Here is a 24,050-nt window from a genome sequence, read left to right as displayed (position 1 = left end):
GGTCGGCTGCCTTTTCTTTTTACTCACAGCGTGTAAACAACACGTGACTCCTGATTATTCAAAACAATACAAGGCTATCCATGCCGCTGCGGAGCTGGTGCATGATGGCGATCTCATCTTCCGCAACGGCACCGATGAAGTGAGTGCTGCCGCACGCAGCATGAATGAAAACGATACCAGTTATTCGCATTGCGGGCTGCTCATGATCGAAAACGACAGTGTTTTTGTTTACCACGCCATCGGCGGTCACTACAATCCAAGCCAGCGGCTGAAACGCGAACCGCTCGACAGTTTCTGCAATCCGGTAGATAATGACCGCTTCGGCATATTCCGTTACGAAATCGACAGCCTCGAATCCGGCAGGCTGAAAAAAATTGTAGCGCAGTATTATGCCTCCGGACTTCGTTTCGACCTGTTCTTCAACTTTTTCAGCGACGATGAAATGTATTGCTCCGAATTTGTGTACAAAAGTCTCAACAAGGCGCTGAAAGGCCGCTTGCAGTTCCTGATCCGCCGCGACAGATGGCCTTACGGTGTTTCGCTGGACGACCTTTTTCTGCACCCCGGCGCCAGGGCCGTTCATCAAATACGCTTTTAGGGGATTTCAGCATTCGAACCAAACGCCTACATTTGCTATTATTGAAAATTTAATAAAATGAAAAAAACAACCCAACTGTTTCTCGCCGTGGCAGCTATGGCCACTATCGTATTCGCCAGCTGTAGCGGCGGAGCCAACGAACCTAAAGCTGTAGTAAAAGCTTTCTTCGAAAAACTTTCCAAGAAAGATGTGGACGGCGCTGCCAAACATGCAACAGCCTCCAGCAAGTCGACCCTGGACATGATGAAAAAAGGTCTGGAAATGGCCGACAAAATGCCGAAAGAATCGAAAGAGAAAGACCCGGCTGAAGAATTCAAAAACATGGAATTTGGCGAAGCCCGGATCTCCGGCGACACTGCTTACGTGCCTGTTGGCAAAAAAGGCGAGAAAATGTCCGACATTCCGCTGGTAAAAGAAGACGGCAAATGGAAAGTGGATTTCAGCATGGGTACACTCATGAAAATGGGTAACGATGAAAAAGATACAGAAGGCGTTAACGAAATGGAAAACCTCAATTCAGACAGCGTTAACCAGGAACTGAACCGCATGACAGACAGCATCACCCAGCGACTCAATACCGTAACACCGAAGGAATAAAGAAAGGGTCTGATAAAGACCGCATTCAAAGATTTTGTACTTTGCAGGGATGAAAAGAAAATTTATTTCCTTTTTGTCCCTGCTTTTATTTTGTGCCGCCTGTAACGAAAGTAAAAAACAGGAACCGGGTTCCATGGACAACGATGTAGTGTCCGCTACCAGCTTTATCCGCGCCGCATTGAAGGGCAACTTCGATCTCGCACGCACCTACATGCTGGAAGATTCCGTGAATAATGACTATATGGACGTTGCCGCCCGCAGTCAACGAAGTGCCGACGATCGTCAGGGCCTGTTCGATGCATCGATCATCATTCACAAACGCGCGGAAGCCAACGACTCTACTACCGTAATCGTATACTCCAACTCCTACCTCAAACAGCGCGACACGCTGAAAATGGTAAAGAAGGGTGACAAATGGCTGGTAGACCTGAAATTTCTTTTTGACCACGACAGCGACACCTCTCTCAATAAATTCCTGGCCGCTATTCCCGATAAAGACTGACCATGCGCTACCTGTTGCTGATAGGACTCGGTGGCGGACTTGGCAGCATGGCCCGGTATCTCTGCCAGCGATGGATGGCCATCCATTATCCGCACAGTTTTCCTTTCGGAACGTTAATCGTCAACATAGCAGGTTGTTTCCTGATCGGTATACTCTGGGGACTGAGCCTCCGGCCAAATGGGATGAATGAGGGCTGGCGGTTGTTTCTGATGACCGGCATTTGCGGCGGCTTCACCACCTTTTCTGCATTCAGTATGGAAAGTCTTCAACTTTTACGTGCAGAAAAAACAGGTCTTTTCATGTTATACGTTGTTTGCAGTGTAATTTTGGGGCTCGTTGCCACCCTGGCAGCATTTCGTTTGACCCAATCTTAAATATTCTGCATGCTAACAGTGAATCACCCCTGGCATGGGGTACATTACGGTGAAAAAGCTCCGAAAGTAGTAAACGCCCTGATCGAAATCCCGCAGGGCTCGCGTTCCAAATACGAAGTAGACAAGGCCACCGGCCTGTTGAAACTCGACCGCGTTATTTATTCTTCCTTCCATTATCCCGTTAACTATGGGTTCATACCACAGACACTTGGCCAGGACGGCGATCCGCTGGACATCCTTGTATTCTGTTCACAATCCATTCAATCCCTCTGTCTGCTGGAAGCGAAAGTGATCGGCAATATGCAGATGATCGATAGCGGCCAGGTTGATGACAAAATCATTGCCGTAGCCTCGCAGGATCCATCCGTGAATCACTACGATCGCATGGAAGACCTGCCTGCACACTTCCTGCTGGAACTGCGCAACTTTTTCGAACAATACAAAGTGCTGGAAAATAAAAAAGTGGAGATCGATAACTTCCAGGACAAAGACACGGCCTGCAAGATCATATCCGAAGCGATTGATTTTTATAAGGAAGAATTTTCGAAGTAATATCCTGTTATTGTCCTTGGGTCCTTCGGCCCTTCGCCCTTCGGTCCCTGAGGCTCTCGAAGGGCCGAAGGGCGAAGGGTTAACGGATAACAGCTTTTACCATGCATAAAATAAGCCCATGAACAAAAACCGGTTGCTGCTCCTGCTATGTTTATTCTTTTCTGCTGCCGCACAGGCACAGGGAGGACTGGAGCGTCTTTGTGGCGCGTATTTCAGATCAAACCCGTACAAATTTTCCTACAGCCAGTTTGTGCCGCATCTGCTCAACGACCCCACATTGAAAAACACGCAACTGACCAGGCGTTCAGGCGATTCCCTGTTTTATTTCGGAGGAGAATACACCACGCACAAACCATTTGATTTTCCGCAGAAAAGAATTGAAATATCCCTGCGCGAAGCCCCCGTAAAAGTATCGGACACCTTATCGCTCGTAGACACAATCATTGTATACACGCTTACTTCAACCGCAGAGAACAAACCGGAAATAGTAAAGGCTGTGCAAAAGCAGGCGGAACGCATTCACCGCAAATACCGAAAGCTATTTGCAGGTACGCAATACCTTACCTTTCAGCAAGCCGGACTTAGTGACGAAGGAGGAATTTATAATTACTATGCGCCTGGTTACCGGCTCGCTCCATTCGCCGTTACCTGGGAAATAACGCCTGATAAAAAAGAAGTACAGCTTTCACTGATCTTCCGTATAAAGATCTATGAAAACGAAGCGGGCATCCCTTTTCCCTATTATAATTAAAAAATTACCAGTAACGTTTGACGGCACGTAGCCTGTGTGTGCGTTTACCGGTATCGGTATTGACAATTCCTTCCTTGTCAATCTTGTCGATCCGCACCTGTCCCGATGCGTGAATGATCTGATCATTGCCAATCATCATTCCCACGTGCACGATCTCGTCGCGGTCATCAAAGAAAGCAAGGTCGCCGGTGAGTGCGTCTTTTAATTTTTTTACAGGATGGCCTTCCTGCGCCTGTTGCCATGCATCGCGCGGAAGGGAAATGCCGATCAGTTTGAATACGACCTGTACAAAGCCGCTGCAATCCACGCCCAGCAAGGTTCGGCCACCCCAGAGATAAGGTGCATTGAGCCACCGCAACGCGATCGCCTTCACCATTTCCGAACCGGGTATCAATTTTGCCGTATCGATAAGTGTGCCTTGATATTGTACCGCGTTATCGCCTTCGGCGATGCGGAGAGAAGAGCCAAGGGGAATATGCATGGTCTGATCGCCGGTCTGCAAAGGTGCCAGCAACTCACCGGCCAGTTTTACGGGTTGTTCACGCAACAGGTTTTTAGCCACAGGTCTGATCATGTTGTACGTGAGCCATCCCTCGTAACTGTCGTAAAGACTGCGTACCTTGATCCAGTGCGCGTCTTTGGTCTTGAGGATTTTGACGGCTTCGCCAAACAATAACTGGTTGATCATTTCGGCGCGGTGACGTGGTTTGCGGCGGACCGGGGCTGCCGGTACGGTAACGAGTGCATACTCCATGCTAAAGCGTTAAGTTTGAACGAAATTACAGGGAACAATGTTATCCTTGTATGAAATTATCGGATTGCCGCATCTAAAGAAAAAATAGCAGCTTTACAGGGTGAACAAGGATAAATACAACCATATCAGTGACCAGGAGCTTCTGCAGCGCTTTCATGGCGACCATGACAACGAATGGCTCGGCATCCTGCTGCAGCGCTACACACTCCTGCTGCTGGGTGTTTGTATGAAATACCTGAAAAATGAGGAAGAAGCCCGCGACGCCGTGCAGCAGGTATTCCTGAAAGTGATCCAGGAGCTGCACAAGTATAAAGTAGATTATTTCAAGTCGTGGCTCTACATGATCGCGAAGAATCACTGCCTGATGAAACTCCGCGACCGGCAGGGCAAAATTCCGGTAGAACTCACCGATGCGCCTGCTGAAGAGACCGATACGGAAGCTTTGTTGCTAAACGATATAACCCTCGACCTGCTGGAAGAAGCGCTGGAAGAATTGAATGCCGAGCAGCAGCAATGTGTAACTTTGTTTTACCTGGAGAAAAAAAGCTACCAGCAGATAAGCGAGGAGAAGGGCTTTAGCCTGATGCAGGTGAAAAGCCATATCCAGAACGGCAAACGAAACCTTAAGATCACCCTGGAGAAAAAATTAAAAGAAAAGGCAAACCGCTGAAATGGCCGACAATAAAAAAGACATATTATCCAACCTGTCTACTGACATCGATCAGGAGAAGCTGTTGCAATACCTGCAGGAACAGTTGTCGGCCGACCAGCAACACCATGTAGAAAAAGGATTGATCGACGATCCGTTTGCAGCCGACGCCGTTGAGGGCCTGCAACAGATGCGCGATAAAAAGAAAATGGAATACATGGTGGAAATGCTGAACCGCGATCTGAAAAAGAAAACGGAGAAAAAGAAAAAACGCCGTCAGCAACTCCAGTTAAAAGATCATTCCTGGCTTTACCTCTCAGTAATCATCGTGATCATCCTGATCGTGATCTGTTATTTCGTGATTCATTACATGAAGTCACGCGGTCAGTAAGACGTTTTGTCTTTCCACTTTTTCCATGCTTCAAAAACAGCGAGTGCTTCAGGATGTGCCACGTGCATAAACGGAATTTTACGCGTTTGCATGTCGGCATTAATCTCGTTGTAAATAAATGCATCGTCGAACTCGATAGCAGCGGCCTCATCACGTGTATTGGCATAAATAACACGGCGCGGTCTTGCCCAGTAAATAGCTCCCAAACACATCGGGCAGGGTTCACAACTGGTATAAATATCACATTCGTTTAATTGAAAGGTCTGCAGACGGTTACAGGCATCTCGGATCGCCACCACTTCTGCATGAGCGGTGGGATCATTGGAAGAAGTAACGCGGTTGTTGCCCTCTCCCACTATCACATTATCTTTTACCACTACGCAGCCAAAAGGTCCGCCATGGCCGTTCTCCATTCCTTCCCGGGAAAGTTCAATAGCGCGCTCCAGGAATACTTGTTCTTCTTTAGTAAGCATGTTGAGTATTAAGTAGTAAGTTTTAAGTTATAAGCAAAGGTGTAAAGCGTAAGGCCCGACACTTCGGGCTAAGGCGTAAGGTATAGGGTTTAAGGTTATAAGCTTTTGTGTCTTTGCGTGAAAACCAGCAGCGTTCCTCTTTTGACTTTTGACTTTTGAATTTTGACTTTTGAATTTTGACTTATTTCCGTGCAAAAATCCTGAATTCCTGTGGATTTCCTGCCAGTTTCGCACAGTTTATTCACCAGAATATGGCCAATATGAAATTAATATTAATTCTTGTCTTTTGTCAAGCCCTGAGCCGCCTAAGAGTGCTACCTTTTGCCCGAGTATTGTTCTCCTAAAATACCCGTTGTATGCAATTGGAAAAAATAACTTCAGGTATCGGCGACAAAGCTTTTGCCTTGCTGAAAAACGGCAGACGGCTGTTAACCTTTGCCTTCCATCCCCGTTCAAATGCCGCGCGCATTGAGTTTGACAACGAAAGACGTGTGTTCCTGCTGCGACGCGAAGGATTGTTTCGTCACCGCATTGTACTCTACAATGAATACGGTATAAAGCTGGGACGCACCGGCATTGAACGTGGCCAGCGCTATATCGATGTAGATAACAACCGGTACTTCATCCGCTCAACAGATAAGGATAATAATGAAGAGCTGACCATCTATCAGCAATCGGCACTTCCGCTCGCCGTGTGCAGTATGGACAAAGCAGCTTCAACCGAAGATCCGGGGATGCTGATGGTCCTTTGCTGGTATCTTTTCAATCCGGCGGCATTGCGGCAACCGGCTATCTGAAAATACTACAACTGATCCCAAACCTCACGGGCAAACGTTTCGAGAGAAGGATCGCGTGCACCCATCAACAACAATACCGTGTCTTTTGTAAAATGCGGACGCATGGTGTCCAGCATGTCATTTCTATCGGCAACGAAGAATGCCTGATGCCCCGCAGCCCGCAGATCATTGATCAGGTCTTCAGCAGAGATATCTTTTACGGCGGTACCGCCGGCATAAAAAATTTCGCTCATCCATATTTCATCACCCGGACGCAAAGCCCTGCCAATCTCTTCCACGAAATCGTGACGAAGAAATTTTGTCGGGCCATAACCATGCGGCTGAAACCAGGCAATTACTTTTGACGCAACGGGTTGGCAGGAGCTGATGGCCGCCGCACATTTAACAGGGTTGTGTGCGAAATCATCCACTACCCAGATACCGTTTTTATTTCCCAATACCTGGTTGCGGCGATAAATGCCTTCATAGGAAGCGAGGGCAGTTGCTGCCGTTGTCAATTCAACACCCAGCCGCGCCGCTACCGTTGCCGCAGCTAACGCGTTTTCCATATTATGACGCCCCGCGAGTTGCAACACAAACGGCACACCATTGATCAGGAAACGTGATTCAAAACCCTGCTGTGTAAAATCTGTGGCTTTGAAAGCTGCATCAGTATCCAGTTCTGCGGCAGCAAAATCGTTTGAAGCGCCGGCAGACAATTCGCGGGCAATGGCATTGCCGCGGTTAACAATGAAATGGCGGCTATTGCTGCGGAAGGTGGCAAACACATCCACCAATACTTCGATCTCTTTGTGATCCTTGTCTACGTTGAGCAGCACACCTATCTCGGGTTTGTATTGTACGATGGAGCCGTCGCTTTCATCCGCTTCGATCACGAGCCATTCGCCGCTACCGACTGCGGCATTGCCGATCTTGCCCTGCCTGATGAGATTTACCAGTCCCGCACCGCTGATGATGCCGGGCTGAAGGCCTGCGTGTTGAAGAATGGCGAAGAGCATGCCGGTAGTGGTGCTCTTACCGCTGGTGCCACCGATAGCGATGGTCTTGCGGCTTGCAGCGATCAACGCCAGGAGTTCTGCTCTTTTTAAAATCGGTATGTTGAGCTCGCGCGCTTTTTTTACTTCGGGAACAGAATCTTCCACTGCTGTAGATACCACCACGAGATCGGTGTCGGCCGTGATGCCATCACCGTTTTGCACGAAACACTGAATGCCTTCGTTCTCGAGTTTGGCTTTTGTTTCATTAAAAACGCCGGGTTGAAAAAAACGGTCGCTGCCGGACACCTGCATGCCGGAGCCCTGCAGGTATTGTGCAATGGCACTCATGCCTGCACCGGCCACACCAATGAAAAAAGGACGTTTGAATTGATTCAGCTCAATCATACGATATGGGTTGATAAATTATTTGTGTTGCTTGTAAAAGCGGATCATTTCCGGATAACCCCAGCCTTTCGCCAACGAAGATACGGCTCTGGCGATGCGGGTTGTGCGGGTGGTATCTGTTTTTGCCGAATCGATCCATTTGCTGAAATAATTGCGGTGACCTGAAGGAAGGCTGTCGAAGAATCGTTTTGCATCGGGTTCGTCGGCGAGGCAATCCACAAAAGCCTTGTTGAGTTCATAACCTTTGGCATCTTCCGACAATTGCACCTCGATCATGGCGCCGTGTTTTTTGCCAATGCCTTTACGCATATCGGCGTTAACGGCAATAATGAAGATGCCGCCACCCATCGGTACGGTGGCTACGCCGGCAATCTTGAAATTATCGAGTTTGCCTTTGACGCGAAACGCTTTTTTAAACCCGGGTTTCAGTTCTTCAGCGAGATCGGGAGGGATTTCGAAATAAGTCCAGCCGGTTTTTTCGCCTTTGGAATCGAACTTTTTTAATTGGGCGGTAAAACGGATCATAATCGGTTGATTAATGGAAATAAAAATAGCGGATTCTGGATGTTAATGAAATACCTGATTGGAAACGCACATAATAATTTAACAGTATGGTGAAACAATTAAATAGCTGCTACGGATTAAAAGCCTTATCTTCGCGTCGTTAATTTGAGTTTGCAGCCCGGTTACTGAACGACGATATTCTGCTAAGCATCTTTTGTCTTATATAAATTTCGCTTCTTACTGCCTCTGTCTTCTCAAGATTTTTTATCGATTAATTTTTTCGAATGAACATTTACATTTCCAACCTGAGCTTCGCTGTAATTGACGAAGACCTGAGAAGTTATTTTGCCGAGTATGGCGAAGTAAGTTCAGCCAAAGTTATCATGGACAAATTCACAAACCGTAGCAAAGGCTTTGGTTTCGTTGAAATGGCTGATGACGCTGCTGCAAAGAAAGCGATTGAAGAATTGGATGGCGCAACAGTTGACGGACGTACCATTAAAGTAATGGAAGCTCGTCCTAAAGAAGATAAGCCGGCTCGTCCGTCTTACTCTAACAACAACCGTTGGTAATACTTTTAAAAAAGCCCCGATAAACCGGGGCTTTTTTAATGTGTAAATGCGGAGATGTGCCCAGCCTTCGGCTGGGGCCATGTGAAAATTAAATACGATCGCCCCTTTCACCCCCAGGTCTGCACATTTACAAACTCCGCTCTCTCCGGCTGTTTACTTATAACTTATTACTTAATACTTACAACGGCTGTTCCCTATACCCTACGCCTTCCACCTTACACCTTACACCTTCTCCCTTCCTCAAAATACCACAAACCGGTAATTGACCGGTATCAAACTATCCAATACCTTTAGCCATAACCTTAAACCTTTTCTTATGGCTAACAAATTCAACGTAGTGGTGGATGCACCGCTTACGAAGGCGCAGGCTTCTGCACTTAACAAAGACATTCAGGCACTCGTACTGAAACACGTCGCCCGCATTGACAACGGAGTCATTGCACAACGGGTAAAATTTCCCAAAGAATGGATCGGCATCTGGCTCAAACAATTTTCGACGCCTGAATTGCTGAAAAAGAATCTTAACTACCGGCAGGTACGCCGCTGATCTTTCAGTGATGATCTGATCATTATCAAATCAGCATATGAAAGCCAGCCCGCTTTTATGCCCGAGTGCCGTATGCGCCGAAGGTGCGCAACTGATAGGCATCGTTAATAACGAAGGGACGGTTGACCTGCTCGCAGATCCGCTGCCGGTAACCAGCGATTTTGTGGAAGCCGCATTTGAAGGCAGGGCGCCGGAACAACGTTTCCGGTTTGCCAACACCTGCGCCAAAAACGGTTGCCAGCAATGGAATGGTAAAGGCTGCAGCATCAGCGACATGGTAGCCGACTTTATCCGTGCAGAAGAAATTGAACTGCATTTACCGGCCTGCGGTATCCGCAAAGATTGCAGATGGTATCACCAGCACGGAGCAACCGCCTGTGCAGGATGCCACCTGGTCATTACCGATAATGCTGCTCAACCGGCTTAGTCAATCAGCAAGGCCTCAATCAAAAAAGTCCCTGCCAGGGCGGGGACTTTTACTTTATGATTTTTTAAAGCGTATTATAGCTTGTTTCAGGCGCGCTGACGTGCTGCCGGAACTTTCTTCTTCGACTTCTTCAACGCCGCATCGATAGCAACGCTGAGATTAGCGAAGGTGGGCTTGCCTTTGAACATTTCTCCATTAATGAAGAATGCAGGCACTTCTTTCACACCCAGGTCGATGCCTTCTTTCAGGTCATCCTGTACCTGCCAGCCAAATGTACCATTGACCAGGTCGTCCAGGAATTTCTTGCTTTTAACACCGGCTTCTTTGGAGTGCAGCTTCAGACTGGTAGTACCCAGGCTGTGGCGGTTCTCAAACAATACATTATGCATTTCCCAAAACTTGCCCTCCTGTGCAGCCGCCACGGCGGCTTCACCGGCTTTCAGGGCGCGCTGGTGTATACGGGTCTGAGGAAAGTGACGGAAATTAAACCGCACCTTACCATCATACTCTTCCAATACTTGTTTAACAACTTCATTCACGCGTGCACAGGCTTCACTTTCGTAGTCGCCGAATTCCATGAGTGTGACAGGAGCATCTTTACTTCCCACAAAAATTTCCTTGGGTTCTATAATAACTTCTGCTTCCTTTCTAAGTGGCATATTATCTTACTTTTTAAATCTGTTTAATCTTAACCCGCGAAAGGTATGTCAATACAACAAAATACTAGAATTTTAGTTCGCTGCAAGCCCTCATCCGGCCAACAACGCGGGTTTCAGCGATAAGAAAAGATTTTTTCTCTTTTTTAAAAACAGTAATCAACTGCAAGTCAACTCATTATCAATTATCGCTCCATTTCTTCTCTTTTTACAAAAGAAAAAAACATTCATATTTTTTTCATATTCAACGCTTGGGCATCATGAAATTTGTTGATCCAACTCAATAGCTGTCAGTACGTTGCAGTTTTATGCCAGGCCTTTAAGACACTAAAAACGGCAATAAGTTGGTTAACATACGCAGTTTTCCCACACTACTTTTACATCATCAAAGGAGCATAACACCTCCGAATCTCATTCTACGCTTGTTTGCCGCCCGGCGATTGTGACCCAGAAACGAAGTTGAAAGTATAGCCTTATTTAATTTATCAAATCAAGCAAAAAAGTAAAGTCATGAAAAACGTACTCCAATTCCCCCGCTTAGCAGTAGTAGCCCTCGCGGCCCTGTTTACCTTCGCCTTCAGCGCACCAGCTTTTGCCGGTAACGAGAATCCTACCGTAGAACTGAAATTCATCGGTAACCTCAACAGCCAGCCTGTTTACCAGCTCAACCTGAACAACATTGAAGATGGCGAATACACCATCGTGATCAAAGACATCGCCGGTGAAGTACTGTACTCTGAAAGAGCAAAAGGTACCAACATCAGCCGCAAGTTCCAGCTGAACACTTCCGAGGTTGACGAAAACGCCCTGCGTTTCGAGATCATCAACCGCAAGAACTTTGAATCGACTGTTTACGAACTGAGCAAAAACACCCGCACCGTTCAGGATGTAGTGGTGAATAAAGTGAAGTAATTCCTAACCGTCCATACTTAAGGATTATCCCTTCCGGCAACCGGAAGGGATTTTTTATGCCTGCGCTGGCAGCGTTGCCGGTATCGTTATCAGCCGTTTATTCTTGATAAAATTCTTATCAACCCCGATTTCCACTCGTTCATTTTCCATTTTTATTTGTAAAAAAATAGAAAACTTTCAATTACATACTTCCGACTTATCCGGGTTTTGATCGCCAACTTAAAAGAACGATTGTCCTCCGTCTATCGCGGAGGGTTTACTTTTAAAACTTGTCAAGATGAAAAATCGCAAAACCAACTTGCTGCATCTCGCATGCGGCGTACTTCTTCTCGGCAGCATCGGCTGTCAAAAGTCTACCAAAGATTTGCTCACAACATCTGTGAACGGCGATGGCGGTAACGAACCCGAAATGCTCGGCCTCGTCGTCACCTTGCAGAACCCAGGATTCGAATCCGACAAAACCGGATGGGGCGATCCCAATTCTTTCGCCATTTCAACCAGCGACAAAAAAAGCGGCGCCAAGTCGGCCAAACTCAGCGCTTCCGGCGATCGCATTCAACAGGCCGTAACAGTTACTGCCAACACGGACTACACACTGAGTGCCTGGATTCTCGGCAAAGGAACCATCGGCGCCAAAGCCGGTTCCACCGTACTCAACAGCCAGGGCGGCACCTACAGTACCTGGACCCAAGTAGTAGTGAACTTCAATTCCGGTTCGGCTACCTCCATCACTTTGTACGGTGCTTACAACGCCGGTGAAGGCCGCTTCGACGATTTTGTTTTGGAAACAGCAGGCAGTACACCAACTATTCCCTCTTCCCCTTCGGGCGCATCCGCCAGTGCAGGAAGCAGTTCCACCGTGCTCATTACCTGGAACGATAACAGCAGCGACGAAACAGGTTTTCAGTTGCAACAAAAAATCGGAAGCGGCGGTACCTGGAGCACCATAGCCAGTAGCCTGGCCGCCAACACCACCAGTTATTCCCAGACAGGTCTCAGCGCCAACACCACTTATTTTTATCGCGTAAGAGCGTTTAATGCCGCGGGCAACAGCACTTACAGCAATGAGGCTTCCGCTACCACGCCTTCATCGGGCGGCACAGTGCCGGCACAGATCCTCGATCTTACCAACTGGAAAATAACGATCCCCGAAGACGGGCCGGATGCTAACTCCGATGCCGACGAAATCAAACAACCTGCATTGGCTACTTATTCCATCGATCCTTATTTTAAAGTGAACAGTGCGCAGAATGGTGTCATCTTCCGCGCACACACCGGCGGTTCCACTACCAGCGGCTCCAATTATCCGCGCAGCGAATTGAGAGAGATGACTTCCAATGGCGCTACCAACGCAAGCTGGTCTTCCGGTTCCGGCACGCACACGATGGAAATCGACCAGGCCATTACCAACCTGCCTGTTGTAAAAAAACATATCGTAGCCGGACAAATCCACGATGGAAGTGATGATGTGATCGTGTTCCGTCTCGAAGGCACGAAGCTGTTCATCGACATCAACGGCACCGATGGTCCCACGCTCACCAGCAGCTATGTGCTCGGCACCCGTTTCAAAGTAAAGTTTGTGGTGTCAAATAACCAGACCAAGTGTTATTATAACGGCACGTTGATGTATACGCATAACCAGTCTTATTCCGGTGCTTATTTCAAAGCCGGTGCCTACACACAATCATCTTGTCAGCCCGGCAAAAACCCCGGCCCCACCGAGTCGTGCAGCGCATATGGGGAAGTGGTTATTTATGGGTTGTCGGTAACGCACAATTGAGGCAATAAGGCAATAAGTGAATCAGTGAATAGGTGACATGCAGCGACCTTGCGTGGTGGTTCGTGTATACACCACAACTATTCGAAACGTTTATGCGCAAGAGTCGCTTCTCATTTTTAAACGTAATGACGGCGTGAGGTATAAGTTAGTGCCCCTTGTTGGTCTCCCGACCAACAAGCAAGCGCCAGGTTTCTTTGACAGGTAAAGGCCCACTTCGTACCTGATTCAGGGATGGGCAGGTCCGTTGGTCCGGAGACCAACGGTGGCGTGAGGTCGGATTGACAGGTTATAAATATCTTCCGAACAGTTGTGTTGTCTGCACGAACCAAGGGAGATGCAGGCTGTTTTACTTATAACTTATTATTTAAAACTTGCCACTAAAAAAGCGCCCCGCGGGGCGCTTTTTCTTTTAAACTTTCTCCGGCGTTTCATTCCGGAACACCACCGTATTATCAAACACATCGACCAATACGGGCTGCGATTTATCTATGTCACCCGCGAGAATGCGCTTGCTCAACTGGTTGACGATTTCTTTTTGGATAAGACGTTTCAGCGGCCTTGCTCCAAACTGCGGATCAAAACCCTGGTCTGCCAGGAACTCCAAAGCATAGTCACTGAACTCAAGACGGATACCACTTTCTGCCACCAGTTTTTTCAGGGACTCCAACTGAATTTTCACGATGCCCATGATCTGCTTTTTGAGCAGCGGCTGGAACATGATGATTTCGTCCACACGGTTGAGAAACTCCGGACGAATGGTCTGCCGCAGCAAGTTCATTACATCCGTTTTGGCTTTATCCGTTACTTCTTCCAGGTTGTTTTCACTCACATTTTCATAGGCGTCCATGATCAGATGACTACCGATATTGCTGGTCATGATGATGATGGTATTCTTGAAGTTCACCACACGTCCTTTGTTATCGGTCAATCTTCCATCATCCAATACCTGCAGCAGCACGTTCCATACATCCGGGTGTGCTTTTTCAATTTCATCCAATAACACCACAGAATAGGGTTTGCGGCGTACCGATTCCGTCAGTTGGCCTCCTTCATCATATCCCACATAACCCGGAGGTGCACCAACCAGACGCGACACAGTATGTTTTTCCTGGTATTCACTCATATCGATCCGCGTCATCATGCTTTCATCATCGAACAGGTATTCTGCCAATGCTTTGGCCAATTCTGTTTTACCCACACCGGTAGTACCGAGGAAGATAAATGAGCCGATGGGTTTCTTCGGATCCTGCAGTCCTGCGCGGCTGCGACGGATAGCGTCTGCAACGGCAGTGATGGCTTCGTCCTGACCAACTACACGTTCATGCAGGTGTTCTTCGAGATTCAACAATTTCTCCCGGTCGCTTTGCAACATTTTGGTCACCGGAATGCCGGTGGCTTTAGCTACGCTCTCCGCAATATCATCCGCATCCACTTCTTCTTTCATGATGCGTGAATGTTCGCTGATCTGGTTGAGCTGGCCTGTATATTCGTCAATGAGTTTTTCCTGTTCTTTTATTTTTCCGTACCGGATCTCTGCTACTTTTCCGTAGTCGCCTTCACGTTCGGCTTTTTCCGCCTCCAGTTTCAGTTGCTCAATGGAAGCTTTACCATTCTGCAACTTCTCCACGATCTCTTTTTCCTGTTTCCATTTAGCGCGGAATGTATCGCGCTCAACCGCAAGATTGGCGATCTCGGTGTTCAGTTGTTTCAATTTACTTTCATCATTCTCGCGTTTGATGGCTTCGCGTTCAATTTCCAACTGGCGGATCTGGCGTTCAAGCCTGTCGAGTTCTTCGGGCATGGAATTCATTTCCAACCTGAGCTTGGCCGCACTTTCATCGATCAGGTCGATGGCCTTATCGGGAAGAAAACGATCGGTAATATAACGGCTGGATAATTCCACCGCAGCAATGATCGCTTCGTCTTTGATGCGCACATGGTGGTGCGTTTCATAACGGTCTTTCAATCCGCGCAGGATAGAAATTGCATCTTCCACGCTCGGCTCATCGATCATCACTTTCTGGAAGCGGCGCTCGAGGGCTTTATCTTTTTCAAAAAATTTCTGGTATTCATTCAGCGTGGTTGCTCCCACTGCGCGCAGTTCGCCGCGGGCGAGTGCGGGCTTCAGGATGTTTGCCGCATCCATCGCTCCTTCTCCTCCACCGGCACCTACCAGTGTGTGGATCTCATCGATGAAAAGAATGATGCTGCCATCGCTGTTGCTCACTTCTTTTACGACCGACTTCAGGCGTTCTTCGAATTCACCTTTGTATTTGGCACCGGCAATCAGCAGCCCCATGTCCAGGGCATAAATCACTTTGGATTTGAGATTTTCGGGTACGTCACCGTTAACGATACGGTGAGCAATACCTTCTGCGATCGCGGTTTTACCTACACCAGGTTCACCGACCAGGATCGGGTTGTTCTTGGTACGGCGTGAAAGAATGTGCAGGGTCCGGCGGATTTCTTCATCACGGCCAATTACCGGGTCAAGTTTACCCTGACGGGCAAGCTCGTTGAGGTTTTTGGCGTATTTGTTCAGCGCATTGAATTCCTGCGTTTGTGTTTGTGAGGTAACCGTTTCGCCTTTGCGCAGGTCTTTGATAGCCGCTACCAACCCTTTTTCGGTAAGCCCGGCATCTTTCAGCAAGCGGGCGGCGTCATCATTTCCCTGTACAATGGCGAGCAACAAATGCTCGGGTGTTACAAATTCATCGTTGAATTGCTTTAATGCGGAGCCGGCGCGCAGCACCACGTTGTTGAGGTCGCGGCTGATCTGTTGCGCCGGATCGCCCGAACTCTTCGGCAGTTTGCCGATCAGTTCTGCCAGACGGGTATTGACCAAATTCATGGTCACATTGTTTTTCTTCAGCAAGTATTCTACGGGAGAATCTTCCTGGTCCAGCAAAGCCTGCAGCAGGTGATCGGTTTCTATGTTGGGGCTTTTAGCGTCAAAAGCCAGTTGCTGTGCCTGCTGGAAAGCTTCAGCTGCTTTGATGGTAAAATTTCCTAAATTCATATCGTTGATGTTGGCCGGCAAGTGCCGGTGTATTTTTATTTATGTTTAATATGGCACAACTATTTTGCCGGATTAACCCGGCTTTTTATTTGCACCGCAACAGTGGTAACAAATCCCAATCCAGCCCCTCAATTCCCGTAACTATGTCATGTATTAGCCGTTTAAACTGCCTGAAGTGCAGTGTCTTAGTCTGTTTTCTGCTATTCTTTCAGGTTTCCCGTTCTCAAAGCTGGGCCGCACTTGACCAGTTGGTAACCGAACGCCAGGGCAAGTTGGGCAAAAATGCCGTCGTACTGGTATTGAAAGGCGATTCCATTGTTTATAAGAAAGAGCTGGGTGACTTCAACAGCAAGACCGTTGCGCCGATCGCCAGTTGTGGCAAATGGCTGACCGCGGCGTTGGTCATGCAGTTTGTGGAAGAGGGAAAAATCTCCCTTGATGATAAAGTAGCAAAATATCTGCCCGTATTTGAAAAGTACAACAAAAACTATATCACCATCCGCCATTGCCTCAGCCACTATACCGGTATAAAAAATGAAACGGTTGTCGGGAAAGTTATTGGTGCCCGCCGGTATAAAACACTGGAAGAGGAAGTGGATGCTTTTGCCGCCCGTGAGATCCGCGTCAATGCCGGAGAAGATTTCAGCTATGGCGGTATCGGCCTCAACATCGCCGCACGTGTACTGGAAGTGGTCAGTAAAAAAAAGTTTGAACAACTGGCCAAACAAAAGCTGTTTACGCCACTCGGTATGCGCAAGACCAGTTTTGCGGAGTCGGATATGATGCGCGCCACCAACCCGTCGGAAGGTGCTGTGTCGAATGCAGATGATTATATGCATTTCCTGCAAATGCTATTGAACAAGGGTGTTTACCAGGGCAAACGCATTTTATCGGAAGCATCTGTCAAACAACTGCGCACGATCCATTCCAAACCGCAGGACATGAAATTTGTACCGAAAGGCGCAGAAGGATTTGACTACGCGCTCGGTGCCTGGGTTGTTGAAAAAAATGGGACATTGGGAACGGCATTGGCCTGCCCGGGTTTGTTCGGTAGCTGGCCGATGGTAGACTGGTGTCATGGCTATGCTTACCTGGTAATCACCAAAAGCCTGCTGGGAGAAGAAAAGGCAGAGCTGCATCTCGACATCAAAAAAATTATCGACGGCATCTATCCTTCCACCTGTAAATGATCCGTGTATGTATGAACGTCACCACGAGCCATTGGCGCCATTGCATGTGTATTACAAACGCATGGCCCGCAACGTGCTCTTTGCCGGCGGCATACTGCTGGTTTGCCTGCTGATCGGCATTGCCGGTTATCATTATACGGCGGATATCGAATGGCTCGATTCCTTGCATAATGCGTCCATGATCCTCAGCGGTATGGGACCGGTAGTCGAGATCAAAACCGTTTCGGGAAAATGGTTCTCGTCGTTCTATGCCTTGTTCAGCGGCGTGGTATTTATCACCAACATCGGCGTGGTGCTCGCACCTGCACTGCATCGTATGCTGCACAGGTTTCATTTACAGGAAAAATAGATCAGAAGGCCTTTAGCGGTGTTTCTGCTTTTACCAATACCACGCGCGCGCGGTCGGCGGTATAAATATCTCCGTAAAATTTCACCAGGTCTGCATAAGAGCCAGCAGGAAATGTTCCGGTGTATTGTTCCTGCAGACGATAATAATAAAGTTTATTATCCTTCAGCACCACTTTATTGCGGTACAAACCGAAGGGTGTTTTGATCTCGGTATCTTTCGGCGCCGATTCGATGGAATAGCCCACGGGAATGTCTATTTCCACCGTATCGATATAGCGGGAAGGTGTATTCAGTTCAACCGGGTATTTACGCGTGGGATCCGGCAAAGGTTTACGGTAAAAACGGCTCATTACATTCGGAAGAATGAAAAGACGTTTGCCGGTAATCGTGGCATAGTTGCTCACCGTGATCTGGAGATTTTCCTGCACCGCAGGTATACGGCCTTTGTGTTCCTGGTAGCTGAACTGATCTACTTCGAATGTCGGGAAGTCCAGTTCCTGCTGTAATTGTTCTTTTACTTTCTGTGGAGAAAGATGGTGTATCAATCCGCTGGCTTCTTCCTGCTCGATGCCCGTGTAGAGAGTGGCAGCATTGATCTGCAGTGTAGCTTCCTGGTCCAGGCGTGCTTTAATGTTTCTGCTTTGTGTGTTGTCTTCGATTGTATACAACGGTGTGCGTACCAGCTTACCTCCGTTTTCATCTACGACCAGGGCATAGCGATTTCCCGTGAATGACCCCATATAACCGGCAGGTGTTGTCTGGCTTGTACATTCGAGCCACATGGTGTCTTTTTGCAAAGGCACGCACAAGATCGCATGATTGAATTGTGACGATGGAAATTCTTCAAACAACTCATCACGGCCGCGGCCCGCATTGATCACTGTATACAGGGAAGGAATGCCCGCTTCTTTGAGCAGGGCCGCCATGTAATTGGACAATGCCTTACAGTCACCGTATTTTTTATCTGCCACATATTTTGCTTCAAAGGGCTGCCACCCGCCGATGCCTAGTTGTATGCTGATATAGCGTGTGTGTTGCTGCATGTATTCGTACAGCAACCGCACTTTCTCCTGTGGCGTATCGATATTGTCGGTCAGTTGGTGCACGCGGTCTTTCACATTCCCCGGCAGCTCATCACGTCCGGCTTTAAGCGCATAGATAAATTTTCCCAGATCCTGCCAGCTCTGCATCGTACCACGGTAATTCTGCATTTCGAAATTGACGGGCCCGAACAATACGATCGGTGTAAGTCTTCTTGCTGCCGGCGCATAAGGTTCGCGAAGAAATGCGGGATAGTTGTTCAACTCCCATGTATACACTTTCGTTCCCTTTTCTGCCACCACCACCGGTTCTTTTTCATATTGATAAGCTTTGTAGCGGAAAGTCTGATTGTCCGGACAGGAAAAGATAAACCGGCTTTGTTGTACCGAAACCCTTTCATCCGATTGCGGAAACCAGGGAGGATAAAACATGGTGCCATTCAGTTTGATCTCGTACTCAAACTCTACGGTATAGGGATATGAACGATGATAAAACTGGAATCGTTTCATCCGGTTATCGTCGATCAGGTTGATGTCATTTACTGCGCTCAGGTCCTGCAGGTCTTTCTTCTTCATCCTGCGGATTACATTTCCCCGGGCATCGTAAAGTGTTCCTTCTACCGACCGTATTTCACGGAACTTATTATAGTACTCAGAGAAGGTTGCGTAATCGTCGCCATTCTCGTGCATAATGGTATAGGCACAATGTATACGGATCACCGCTTCGCCATCCTTCTGCAGGATGAACTGTTGATCTTCGAGTCGCTTGACCACATAAGCGCTCTTGAGAAGCGGCTGTGGTATGTTGGTGACGGAAAATGGCTCCTCTGCTTTTGTCTGTGTTACAAGTACAAAAGCAATTATTGTGAGCAAACAACGCATCAGCTTATTTCTTTTTCTTGAATACAATCTGTTCACTGTGTTTCTTTACTACCAGGTTAAAGAATTCGCGCAATGTTTCATATTCTTCCGGTGCGAAGAAGGTACGGCTGATCACCAGCCGGCAACGCAAGGCGATGGCATTGTCGGTTTGGGAAATGCGGTATTCAAACACACCATCGCCGTCTTCGTTCAGCTTCACCACCATCTGTTTGGGAATTTCATCCACTTCATAACCTTTGGGCACTTCAATGCGCAACAGGTAGGTCTGGTCCATGGCAAAAGGCATCTCGACAGGATACAGACGTTGTGCCGATTTGAATGGATTGTCTTTGAAGCGTTCGTCCAGCAGCGGGTTGAAGTAGATCAGGTCTTCGTCACCCATTGGCATGTTGAACTTGTACTTTATATCAACCGGACCTTCCATTTGTGCCAGGGAATCGATTGATTGCTCAAGGAAGGTCATTTCTGCGCCGGCAGCACGGGATATGTCGGTGAACACCGATTCCTTCCCCTTTTCTTTTACCGCTCTTCTCAACCGGGCAGATTCGAAATAGCCCGCCCGTTTCTGTACGCTGCCAAGCAGCCGGCCGGCAGAATCATTCACGATGAATACGGAAGCGAGTTGTTTTTCCGTAAGCGAATCGGCAGAAAACTCGAGCGGTGTAGCGTCAGCGTTGATCACGCGTGCGTGACCATTGTAACATTTATAAGGAAGGTGACCGAAGCCCATGGAAGGATCGGCCGCATCGAGATAATAAACACTCTCACCTATTCCTATTGCTGCGATAAGGTAATCGAAACGTTCGAGCAGCGGGTACATGGAATAAGTATATCCGTGCGAACGCGTGCTCAGGATGACCGCCTCTGCCGCTATTCCGGCTTTGCGCAACATGGCAATCAGCAGCAGGTTGATGTCTGCTACATTGCCATTCTTCTTACGCAAAACTTCTTTCATTGATTGCGTGGTGCGGTATCCATAGTTGTTGGTACAAGTAAGATTGTCGCGTACCCAGGCATAGATTTTTTTTGCCCGCTGCAGTTTGTCGGTAGTGTTGCCAACCGCTCCATCGACCGCATCGCCGAGCCAGCCGTTGTTGCCGTTGATCTGGCCGATGCCTTCGTCTTTCAGCAGTTCACCCATTACATCGGTCCAGCTGCCCATGATGCGGCGATACTCCAATGGCGGACGATGTTCGGACAACTGGAATTCGATCTTGGAAATATGATTGCGCAATGTGGAGGTAAAGCTTTCCTCTTTCAAGGCAGGCACATCTTTCATGGCCCAGCGTCTTTCCGCGATGCTCGCCTGGAAAGAATAACGTTCGGTAGCCATGGCGGTACGGCTTTCGGAAAGCGTGAAATTATCATTCTTGGTGCTGGTAGTTTCTACCGCAAAAGGATGATAACCCTGCTTCAGCGTAACATAGTTGAAAAATTGCGGAATGGCCACCTGGTACTCGCTCCAGAGGCGCGGGTTCTCACCCTGAAAATACCAGGGTTGTAAATTGAAAAGAAACGGCGATTCAATCGTGTATTCGTATTCGATGATCGAACCTTCGCGGACATTGGGCAGTGTGAACTTCTGGTGAGCCCAATACTTGTTGATCTTGTCTTTGAAAACAGACGACTTTTCGAGTTTGGTGGAAACTACTTTCCCGTTTTCAATATTGTAAGTGGAGGCGCGCAGATTAATCAATTTCTCTTCGCTTTGTGAACCGGTGTAAAGCGGAATGGTTACATCGGCTACGCCATAACCATTTTTATTGAGAATGTGGGCGCGGCGGTATACTTTGAATTCCAATGTAAAACCTCCGGAATTGTTGCCAATAAAACGAGAAATGCCGACTTCGGAAAGTATCACGGCATTGGCACTGCTGTCTACGGAATAAGCTTTTTTCTGGAATTCTTCGGCGTCTACTTTGCCGAATTTGAATTTGGGAGCGTCCTGCGAGAAGGCTGGTAAGGCACATAACAAGGTGGCCAGCAGGAGAATGGCGGAACGGTTAAAAATCATAATTAGTGGCTCGGTTGTCTTGAAAACGCAAATGTACCTCAAAAAGTATTTTCCGGCATGGCTTTTTGCCGGCACGCCGGAGGCGTTGATACATTAGACTTATCTTTACCGCATAGTGAACAGCCTATCGTATAACACCCGCCTGGTACGTGAAGCGGTCCGGGAATTGGGATTTGACTTTTGTGGTATAGCCCGCGCGCGCCGCCTCGACGACGATGCCCGCCGCCTGGAAGAATGGCTGAACCAGGGCTTTCACGGCTCCATGCAATACATGGAAAATCATTTCGACCTGCGCATCGACCCCACCAAACTTGTCCCCGGCGCCAGGTCCGTCATCACTTTATTAAAAAACTATTACCCGGAACAGCAGCAGCAAAACGATACACCCGGCATCGCCAAATATGCATACGGCAATGATTATCATGAAGTAATCAGGGCTCAACTGCGGCAGTTGCTGGAAAAGCTTTCGGCAGAGATCGGCGAGATACAGGGACGTGGCTTCGTAGATTCTGCACCCGTGCTGGAAAGAAGCTGGGCACAGCAGAGCGGATTGGGATGGATAGGACGCAATGGCAACCTGATCACGCGCAGCAGCGGCTCCTTCTTTTTTATCGCCACGCTTATTACCGACCTGGCACTCGAGTACGATGATCCGATAGCAAAAGATTATTGCGGATCCTGCCGCCGCTGTATCGATGCCTGTCCGACCCAGGCAATCCTTCCCGACAAAGTGGTGGACGGCAGCAAGTGTATTTCTTATTTCACCATTGAATTAAAAGCGGAACTGATCCCCGAAGAACAGAAAGGACAATTCAACAACTGGATGTTTGGTTGTGATACCTGCCAGGATGTTTGCCCGTGGAACCGTTTCAGCAAACCACATCATGAACCAGCCTTCTCTCCGATTCCGGAAATATTAAATCTTTCCACGCGTGATTGGGAAAACCTGACGGAGCAGCAATTCCGCGAAGTATTCCGTCACTCTCCCCTCAAGCGTTCGAAGTATAACGGTATACGGCGCAACCTGCGTTTCATCCGGGAAAAATAAGCGATCAGGGAACTTTCACTTCGATCCTGCTCAGCAACCTGATATTGTTGCGATCGGTATAATCGTATTGATAGAGTCCGTCCTGCCCGATGAGCAGCGCATGGTTTCCCGAAGCGATTACATCATAAGCATTCACATTGATGGTTTTCAGCAATACAAGATTCTGCACATCCGCCGCGTTGTACACTTTCAGCCCTGCAATGCCATCACAGATAAAAAGCAGGTCATTGTCTTTGGATAAACCATGCGGATTAGCCATTGGATAGGTCTTAACCAATTGCGGATCGGCGACACTGCCCGAAGCCAACCGGAGAACTTCTAACTGATTAATGGTGGTGTTACAGGTTGTACCGGAACGAAGGGTAACATAGGCGTAGTTGTCATCCGCAATCACGGGATCACAACTTTGCACGTGGCTGAATCGTCCTGCCGCCTGCGGCTGATCCGGATTGGAAATATTGTAAACAAACATACCCGTTGCAGATCCGATGAACAACTGGTTACGGAACGGAAAAATTGTTTCGATGTTCCAGCCAACACTAACCGTTGCGCGTACTACAGGATTCTCGAGTACACTGATATCGATCACCTCGAGGTCGGAGCGGGAAACGGTATAAAGGCGGTCACCGGCGATGGCAAAGCGCGCCATCGAGCCGCCCGTACCGAAGGGAGAACTTTTGACACCGTTGCTGCCACTGGTTGCAATAAAAACACCGCCATCCATTTCGAAGAAAGGCTGCGTACAATATTCAACAACAGAAGTATCCCGTTTTTCCCAGTCGACGATTATCTGATCTGATCCGTTTCCATCCGGATTAAATCCATTGCCATATAAACGATACGGAAAAAGATTATCGATTATTTTTTTCACCGACACCTGGAGCGGATTGGTAATATCGATCGCTACCATATCGGTATAAAGGTCGGCATAGAGCACATTGCCTTTAACGGCGATATCGATATTGCCGGGTACATCGATAAATGCTTTATTGACGGGTGCGGCCGGGTTGGTGTTGTCGATAACATGAATGCCCTTATCTATTTCATTCAGAAAAATATAATTCCCTTTGACATAGATCTTGCCGGGTCGTTCGATGGCTCGCGCAACATTACTGTGAATATTATTGCGCACGGAATCCTTGGTCCTGAATACGGGTTTGTAAATAGTGTAGGTTCGTACCTGCTGACAGTTGTCTTTTGCGCAACCGGCAAACACGAATGCACTCAGAGAAAGAAGCATGAGTCTGGCGGTAATGGCAAGTATACTTCTCATAACGCGATAGTTTAGTAC

26 protein-coding genes are annotated in these 24,050 nt (G+C 48.0%); 17 read left to right on the top strand and 9 right to left on the bottom strand.

The window, feature by feature from the left end; translation table 11 throughout:
- Positions 1–43 precede the first annotated feature (43 nt).
- The 6 genes from H608_RS0115715 to H608_RS0115690 all read left to right on the top strand — a co-directional run bounded on the left by H608_RS0115715 (position 44) and on the right by H608_RS0115690 (position 3,374).
- Positions 44–598, top strand: a complete 555-nt coding sequence (locus tag H608_RS0115715; protein ID WP_038008680.1) for a YiiX/YebB-like N1pC/P60 family cysteine hydrolase — start codon at positions 44–46, stop codon at positions 596–598.
- 57 nt (positions 599–655) lie between these two features.
- Entirely contained in the window at positions 656–1,195 is a 540-nt protein-coding gene (locus H608_RS0115710) for a DUF4878 domain-containing protein (protein WP_028788511.1), read from the top strand.
- 49 nt (positions 1,196–1,244) lie between these two features.
- Positions 1,245–1,697 carry a nuclear transport factor 2 family protein gene (locus tag H608_RS22620; protein WP_051268377.1) on the top strand — a complete coding sequence of 151 codons (453 nt, stop codon included), beginning with the start codon at positions 1,245–1,247 and terminating at the stop codon, positions 1,695–1,697.
- 2 nt (positions 1,698–1,699) lie between these two features.
- Positions 1,700–2,071, top strand: coding sequence for a fluoride efflux transporter CrcB (crcB, locus tag H608_RS0115700; RefSeq protein ID WP_038008679.1), 372 nt, complete (start codon positions 1,700–1,702; stop codon positions 2,069–2,071).
- 9 nt (positions 2,072–2,080) lie between these two features.
- Positions 2,081–2,623, top strand: a complete 543-nt coding sequence (locus H608_RS0115695; RefSeq protein ID WP_155990202.1) for an inorganic diphosphatase — start codon at positions 2,081–2,083, stop codon at positions 2,621–2,623.
- A 118-nt stretch (positions 2,624–2,741) separates the two neighbouring features.
- Positions 2,742–3,374, top strand: a complete 633-nt coding sequence (locus H608_RS0115690; protein WP_028788508.1) for a hypothetical protein — start codon at positions 2,742–2,744, stop codon at positions 3,372–3,374.
- 4 nt (positions 3,375–3,378) lie between these two features.
- Here the strand turns inward: H608_RS0115690 and H608_RS0115685 are convergent, their stop codons facing one another.
- Positions 3,379–4,128, bottom strand: a complete 750-nt coding sequence (locus H608_RS0115685; RefSeq protein WP_028788507.1) for a C40 family peptidase — start codon at positions 4,126–4,128, stop codon at positions 3,379–3,381.
- A 100-nt stretch (positions 4,129–4,228) separates the two neighbouring features.
- Here H608_RS0115685 and H608_RS0115680 point away from each other — a divergent pair, with 100 nt between their 5' ends.
- Complete coding sequence (locus H608_RS0115680; protein WP_028788506.1) at positions 4,229–4,798, top strand: RNA polymerase sigma factor; 570 nt, start codon at positions 4,229–4,231, stop codon at positions 4,796–4,798.
- Between the two features lies 1 nt (position 4,799).
- Positions 4,800–5,168, top strand: coding sequence for a hypothetical protein (locus H608_RS0115675; protein WP_028788505.1), 369 nt, complete (start codon positions 4,800–4,802; stop codon positions 5,166–5,168).
- On the opposite strand, the gene H608_RS0115670 is transcribed toward H608_RS0115675, so the two are convergent.
- Positions 5,162–5,641 carry a nucleoside deaminase gene (locus H608_RS0115670; RefSeq protein WP_028788504.1) on the bottom strand — a complete coding sequence of 160 codons (480 nt, stop codon included), beginning with the start codon at positions 5,639–5,641 and terminating at the stop codon, positions 5,162–5,164. The two genes, H608_RS0115675 and H608_RS0115670, sit on opposite strands and share 7 nt — an antisense overlap.
- 356 nt (positions 5,642–5,997) lie before the next feature.
- Between H608_RS0115670 and H608_RS0115665 the strand changes: the two genes are divergently transcribed.
- The gene (locus H608_RS0115665; protein ID WP_028788503.1) at positions 5,998–6,438 is read left to right on the top strand and encodes a hypothetical protein; all 441 of its coding nucleotides are present in this window, start codon (positions 5,998–6,000) and stop codon (positions 6,436–6,438) included.
- Positions 6,439–6,443: 5 nt separating this feature from the next.
- On the opposite strand, the gene H608_RS0115660 is transcribed toward H608_RS0115665, so the two are convergent.
- Entirely contained in the window at positions 6,444–7,820 is a 1,377-nt protein-coding gene (locus H608_RS0115660; RefSeq protein WP_028788502.1) for a UDP-N-acetylmuramate--L-alanine ligase, read from the bottom strand.
- An 18-nt stretch (positions 7,821–7,838) separates the two neighbouring features.
- Positions 7,839–8,345 carry a YdeI/OmpD-associated family protein gene (locus H608_RS0115655; protein ID WP_028788501.1) on the bottom strand — a complete coding sequence of 169 codons (507 nt, stop codon included), beginning with the start codon at positions 8,343–8,345 and terminating at the stop codon, positions 7,839–7,841.
- Positions 8,346–8,608: 263 nt separating this feature from the next.
- Here H608_RS0115655 and H608_RS0115650 point away from each other — a divergent pair, with 263 nt between their 5' ends.
- The 3 genes from H608_RS0115650 to H608_RS22615 all read left to right on the top strand — a co-directional run bounded on the left by H608_RS0115650 (position 8,609) and on the right by H608_RS22615 (position 9,870).
- Positions 8,609–8,896: an RNA recognition motif domain-containing protein gene (locus H608_RS0115650; RefSeq protein WP_028788500.1), complete on the top strand. Its 288-nt coding sequence runs from the start codon at positions 8,609–8,611 to the stop codon at positions 8,894–8,896.
- A 316-nt stretch (positions 8,897–9,212) separates the two neighbouring features.
- On the top strand, positions 9,213–9,443 hold the full coding sequence (locus H608_RS0115645) for a hypothetical protein (RefSeq protein ID WP_028788499.1): 231 nt from the start codon (positions 9,213–9,215) through the stop codon (positions 9,441–9,443).
- Positions 9,444–9,480: 37 nt separating this feature from the next.
- Entirely contained in the window at positions 9,481–9,870 is a 390-nt protein-coding gene (locus H608_RS22615) for a hypothetical protein (RefSeq protein WP_038008675.1), read from the top strand.
- Between the two features lie 86 nt (positions 9,871–9,956).
- Here H608_RS22615 and H608_RS0115635 read toward each other — a convergent pair whose 3' ends face one another.
- Positions 9,957–10,529: a DsbA family protein gene (locus H608_RS0115635; protein WP_028788498.1), complete on the bottom strand. Its 573-nt coding sequence runs from the start codon at positions 10,527–10,529 to the stop codon at positions 9,957–9,959.
- A 507-nt stretch (positions 10,530–11,036) separates the two neighbouring features.
- On the opposite strand from H608_RS0115635, the gene H608_RS22610 reads away from it, so the two are divergent.
- The gene (locus H608_RS22610) at positions 11,037–11,438 is read left to right on the top strand and encodes a hypothetical protein (RefSeq protein ID WP_051268376.1); all 402 of its coding nucleotides are present in this window, start codon (positions 11,037–11,039) and stop codon (positions 11,436–11,438) included.
- Between the two features lie 277 nt (positions 11,439–11,715).
- Entirely contained in the window at positions 11,716–13,218 is a 1,503-nt protein-coding gene (locus H608_RS24775; protein ID WP_245565767.1) for a polysaccharide lyase family 7 protein, read from the top strand.
- Between the two features lie 409 nt (positions 13,219–13,627).
- On the opposite strand, the gene clpB is transcribed toward H608_RS24775, so the two are convergent.
- Positions 13,628–16,237 carry an ATP-dependent chaperone ClpB gene (clpB, locus tag H608_RS0115615; RefSeq protein ID WP_028788497.1) on the bottom strand — a complete coding sequence of 870 codons (2,610 nt, stop codon included), beginning with the start codon at positions 16,235–16,237 and terminating at the stop codon, positions 13,628–13,630.
- Between the two features lie 143 nt (positions 16,238–16,380).
- On the opposite strand from clpB, the gene H608_RS0115610 reads away from it, so the two are divergent.
- A complete protein-coding gene (locus H608_RS0115610; RefSeq protein ID WP_162142886.1) occupies positions 16,381–17,427 on the top strand; it encodes a serine hydrolase domain-containing protein in 1,047 nt (348 codons plus the stop codon).
- Between the two features lie 7 nt (positions 17,428–17,434).
- Positions 17,435–17,776, top strand: a complete 342-nt coding sequence (locus H608_RS0115605) for a hypothetical protein (protein WP_028788495.1) — start codon at positions 17,435–17,437, stop codon at positions 17,774–17,776.
- Between the two features lies 1 nt (position 17,777).
- Here H608_RS0115605 and H608_RS0115600 read toward each other — a convergent pair whose 3' ends face one another.
- Positions 17,778–19,697, bottom strand: coding sequence for a DUF3857 domain-containing transglutaminase family protein (locus H608_RS0115600; RefSeq protein ID WP_051268375.1), 1,920 nt, complete (start codon positions 19,695–19,697; stop codon positions 17,778–17,780).
- A 4-nt stretch (positions 19,698–19,701) separates the two neighbouring features.
- Complete coding sequence (locus tag H608_RS0115595) at positions 19,702–21,711, bottom strand: transglutaminase family protein (RefSeq protein ID WP_051268374.1); 2,010 nt, start codon at positions 21,709–21,711, stop codon at positions 19,702–19,704.
- A gap of 115 nt (positions 21,712–21,826) precedes the next feature.
- Between H608_RS0115595 and queG the strand changes: the two genes are divergently transcribed.
- Positions 21,827–22,759 (top strand): tRNA epoxyqueuosine(34) reductase QueG, encoded by a 933-nt coding sequence (gene queG / locus H608_RS0115590; protein WP_028788492.1) that lies wholly within the window; start codon positions 21,827–21,829, stop codon positions 22,757–22,759.
- 4 nt (positions 22,760–22,763) lie between these two features.
- Here queG and H608_RS0115585 read toward each other — a convergent pair whose 3' ends face one another.
- Complete coding sequence (locus tag H608_RS0115585) at positions 22,764–24,032, bottom strand: LVIVD repeat-containing protein (RefSeq protein WP_155990201.1); 1,269 nt, start codon at positions 24,030–24,032, stop codon at positions 22,764–22,766.
- Positions 24,033–24,050 lie beyond the last annotated feature (18 nt).

This window comes from Terrimonas ferruginea DSM 30193, from assembly GCF_000425585.1.
Lineage (GTDB): Bacteria > Bacteroidota > Bacteroidia > Chitinophagales > Chitinophagaceae > Terrimonas > Terrimonas ferruginea.
The sequence above is the reverse complement of the archived record's forward strand: the minus strand, read 5'-3'. Positions and strand labels throughout refer to the sequence as shown.

Coding starts and splice junctions, on each gene's coding strand:
- H608_RS0115710 (WP_028788511.1), top strand. CDS start 656: ATGAAAAAAACAACCCAACTGTTTCTCGCCGTGGCAGCTATGGCCACT.
- H608_RS22620 (WP_051268377.1), top strand. CDS start 1,245: ATGAAAAGAAAATTTATTTCCTTTTTGTCCCTGCTTTTATTTTGTGCC.
- crcB (WP_038008679.1), top strand. CDS start 1,700: ATGCGCTACCTGTTGCTGATAGGACTCGGTGGCGGACTTGGCAGCATG.
- H608_RS0115695 (WP_155990202.1), top strand. CDS start 2,081: ATGCTAACAGTGAATCACCCCTGGCATGGGGTACATTACGGTGAAAAA.
- H608_RS0115690 (WP_028788508.1), top strand. CDS start 2,742: ATGAACAAAAACCGGTTGCTGCTCCTGCTATGTTTATTCTTTTCTGCT.
- H608_RS0115685 (WP_028788507.1), bottom strand. CDS start 4,128: ATGGAGTATGCACTCGTTACCGTACCGGCAGCCCCGGTCCGCCGCAAA.
- H608_RS0115675 (WP_028788505.1), top strand. CDS start 4,800: ATGGCCGACAATAAAAAAGACATATTATCCAACCTGTCTACTGACATC.
- H608_RS0115670 (WP_028788504.1), bottom strand. CDS start 5,641: ATGCTTACTAAAGAAGAACAAGTATTCCTGGAGCGCGCTATTGAACTT.
- H608_RS0115665 (WP_028788503.1), top strand. CDS start 5,998: ATGCAATTGGAAAAAATAACTTCAGGTATCGGCGACAAAGCTTTTGCC.
- H608_RS0115660 (WP_028788502.1), bottom strand. CDS start 7,820: ATGATTGAGCTGAATCAATTCAAACGTCCTTTTTTCATTGGTGTGGCC.
- H608_RS0115655 (WP_028788501.1), bottom strand. CDS start 8,345: ATGATCCGTTTTACCGCCCAATTAAAAAAGTTCGATTCCAAAGGCGAA.
- H608_RS0115650 (WP_028788500.1), top strand. CDS start 8,609: ATGAACATTTACATTTCCAACCTGAGCTTCGCTGTAATTGACGAAGAC.
- H608_RS0115645 (WP_028788499.1), top strand. CDS start 9,213: ATGGCTAACAAATTCAACGTAGTGGTGGATGCACCGCTTACGAAGGCG.
- H608_RS22615 (WP_038008675.1), top strand. CDS start 9,481: ATGAAAGCCAGCCCGCTTTTATGCCCGAGTGCCGTATGCGCCGAAGGT.
- H608_RS0115635 (WP_028788498.1), bottom strand. CDS start 10,529: ATGCCACTTAGAAAGGAAGCAGAAGTTATTATAGAACCCAAGGAAATT.
- H608_RS22610 (WP_051268376.1), top strand. CDS start 11,037: ATGAAAAACGTACTCCAATTCCCCCGCTTAGCAGTAGTAGCCCTCGCG.
- H608_RS24775 (WP_245565767.1), top strand. CDS start 11,716: ATGAAAAATCGCAAAACCAACTTGCTGCATCTCGCATGCGGCGTACTT.
- clpB (WP_028788497.1), bottom strand. CDS start 16,237: ATGAATTTAGGAAATTTTACCATCAAAGCAGCTGAAGCTTTCCAGCAG.
- H608_RS0115610 (WP_162142886.1), top strand. CDS start 16,381: ATGTCATGTATTAGCCGTTTAAACTGCCTGAAGTGCAGTGTCTTAGTC.
- H608_RS0115605 (WP_028788495.1), top strand. CDS start 17,435: ATGTATGAACGTCACCACGAGCCATTGGCGCCATTGCATGTGTATTAC.
- H608_RS0115600 (WP_051268375.1), bottom strand. CDS start 19,697: ATGCGTTGTTTGCTCACAATAATTGCTTTTGTACTTGTAACACAGACA.
- H608_RS0115595 (WP_051268374.1), bottom strand. CDS start 21,711: ATGATTTTTAACCGTTCCGCCATTCTCCTGCTGGCCACCTTGTTATGT.
- H608_RS0115585 (WP_155990201.1), bottom strand. CDS start 24,032: ATGAGAAGTATACTTGCCATTACCGCCAGACTCATGCTTCTTTCTCTG.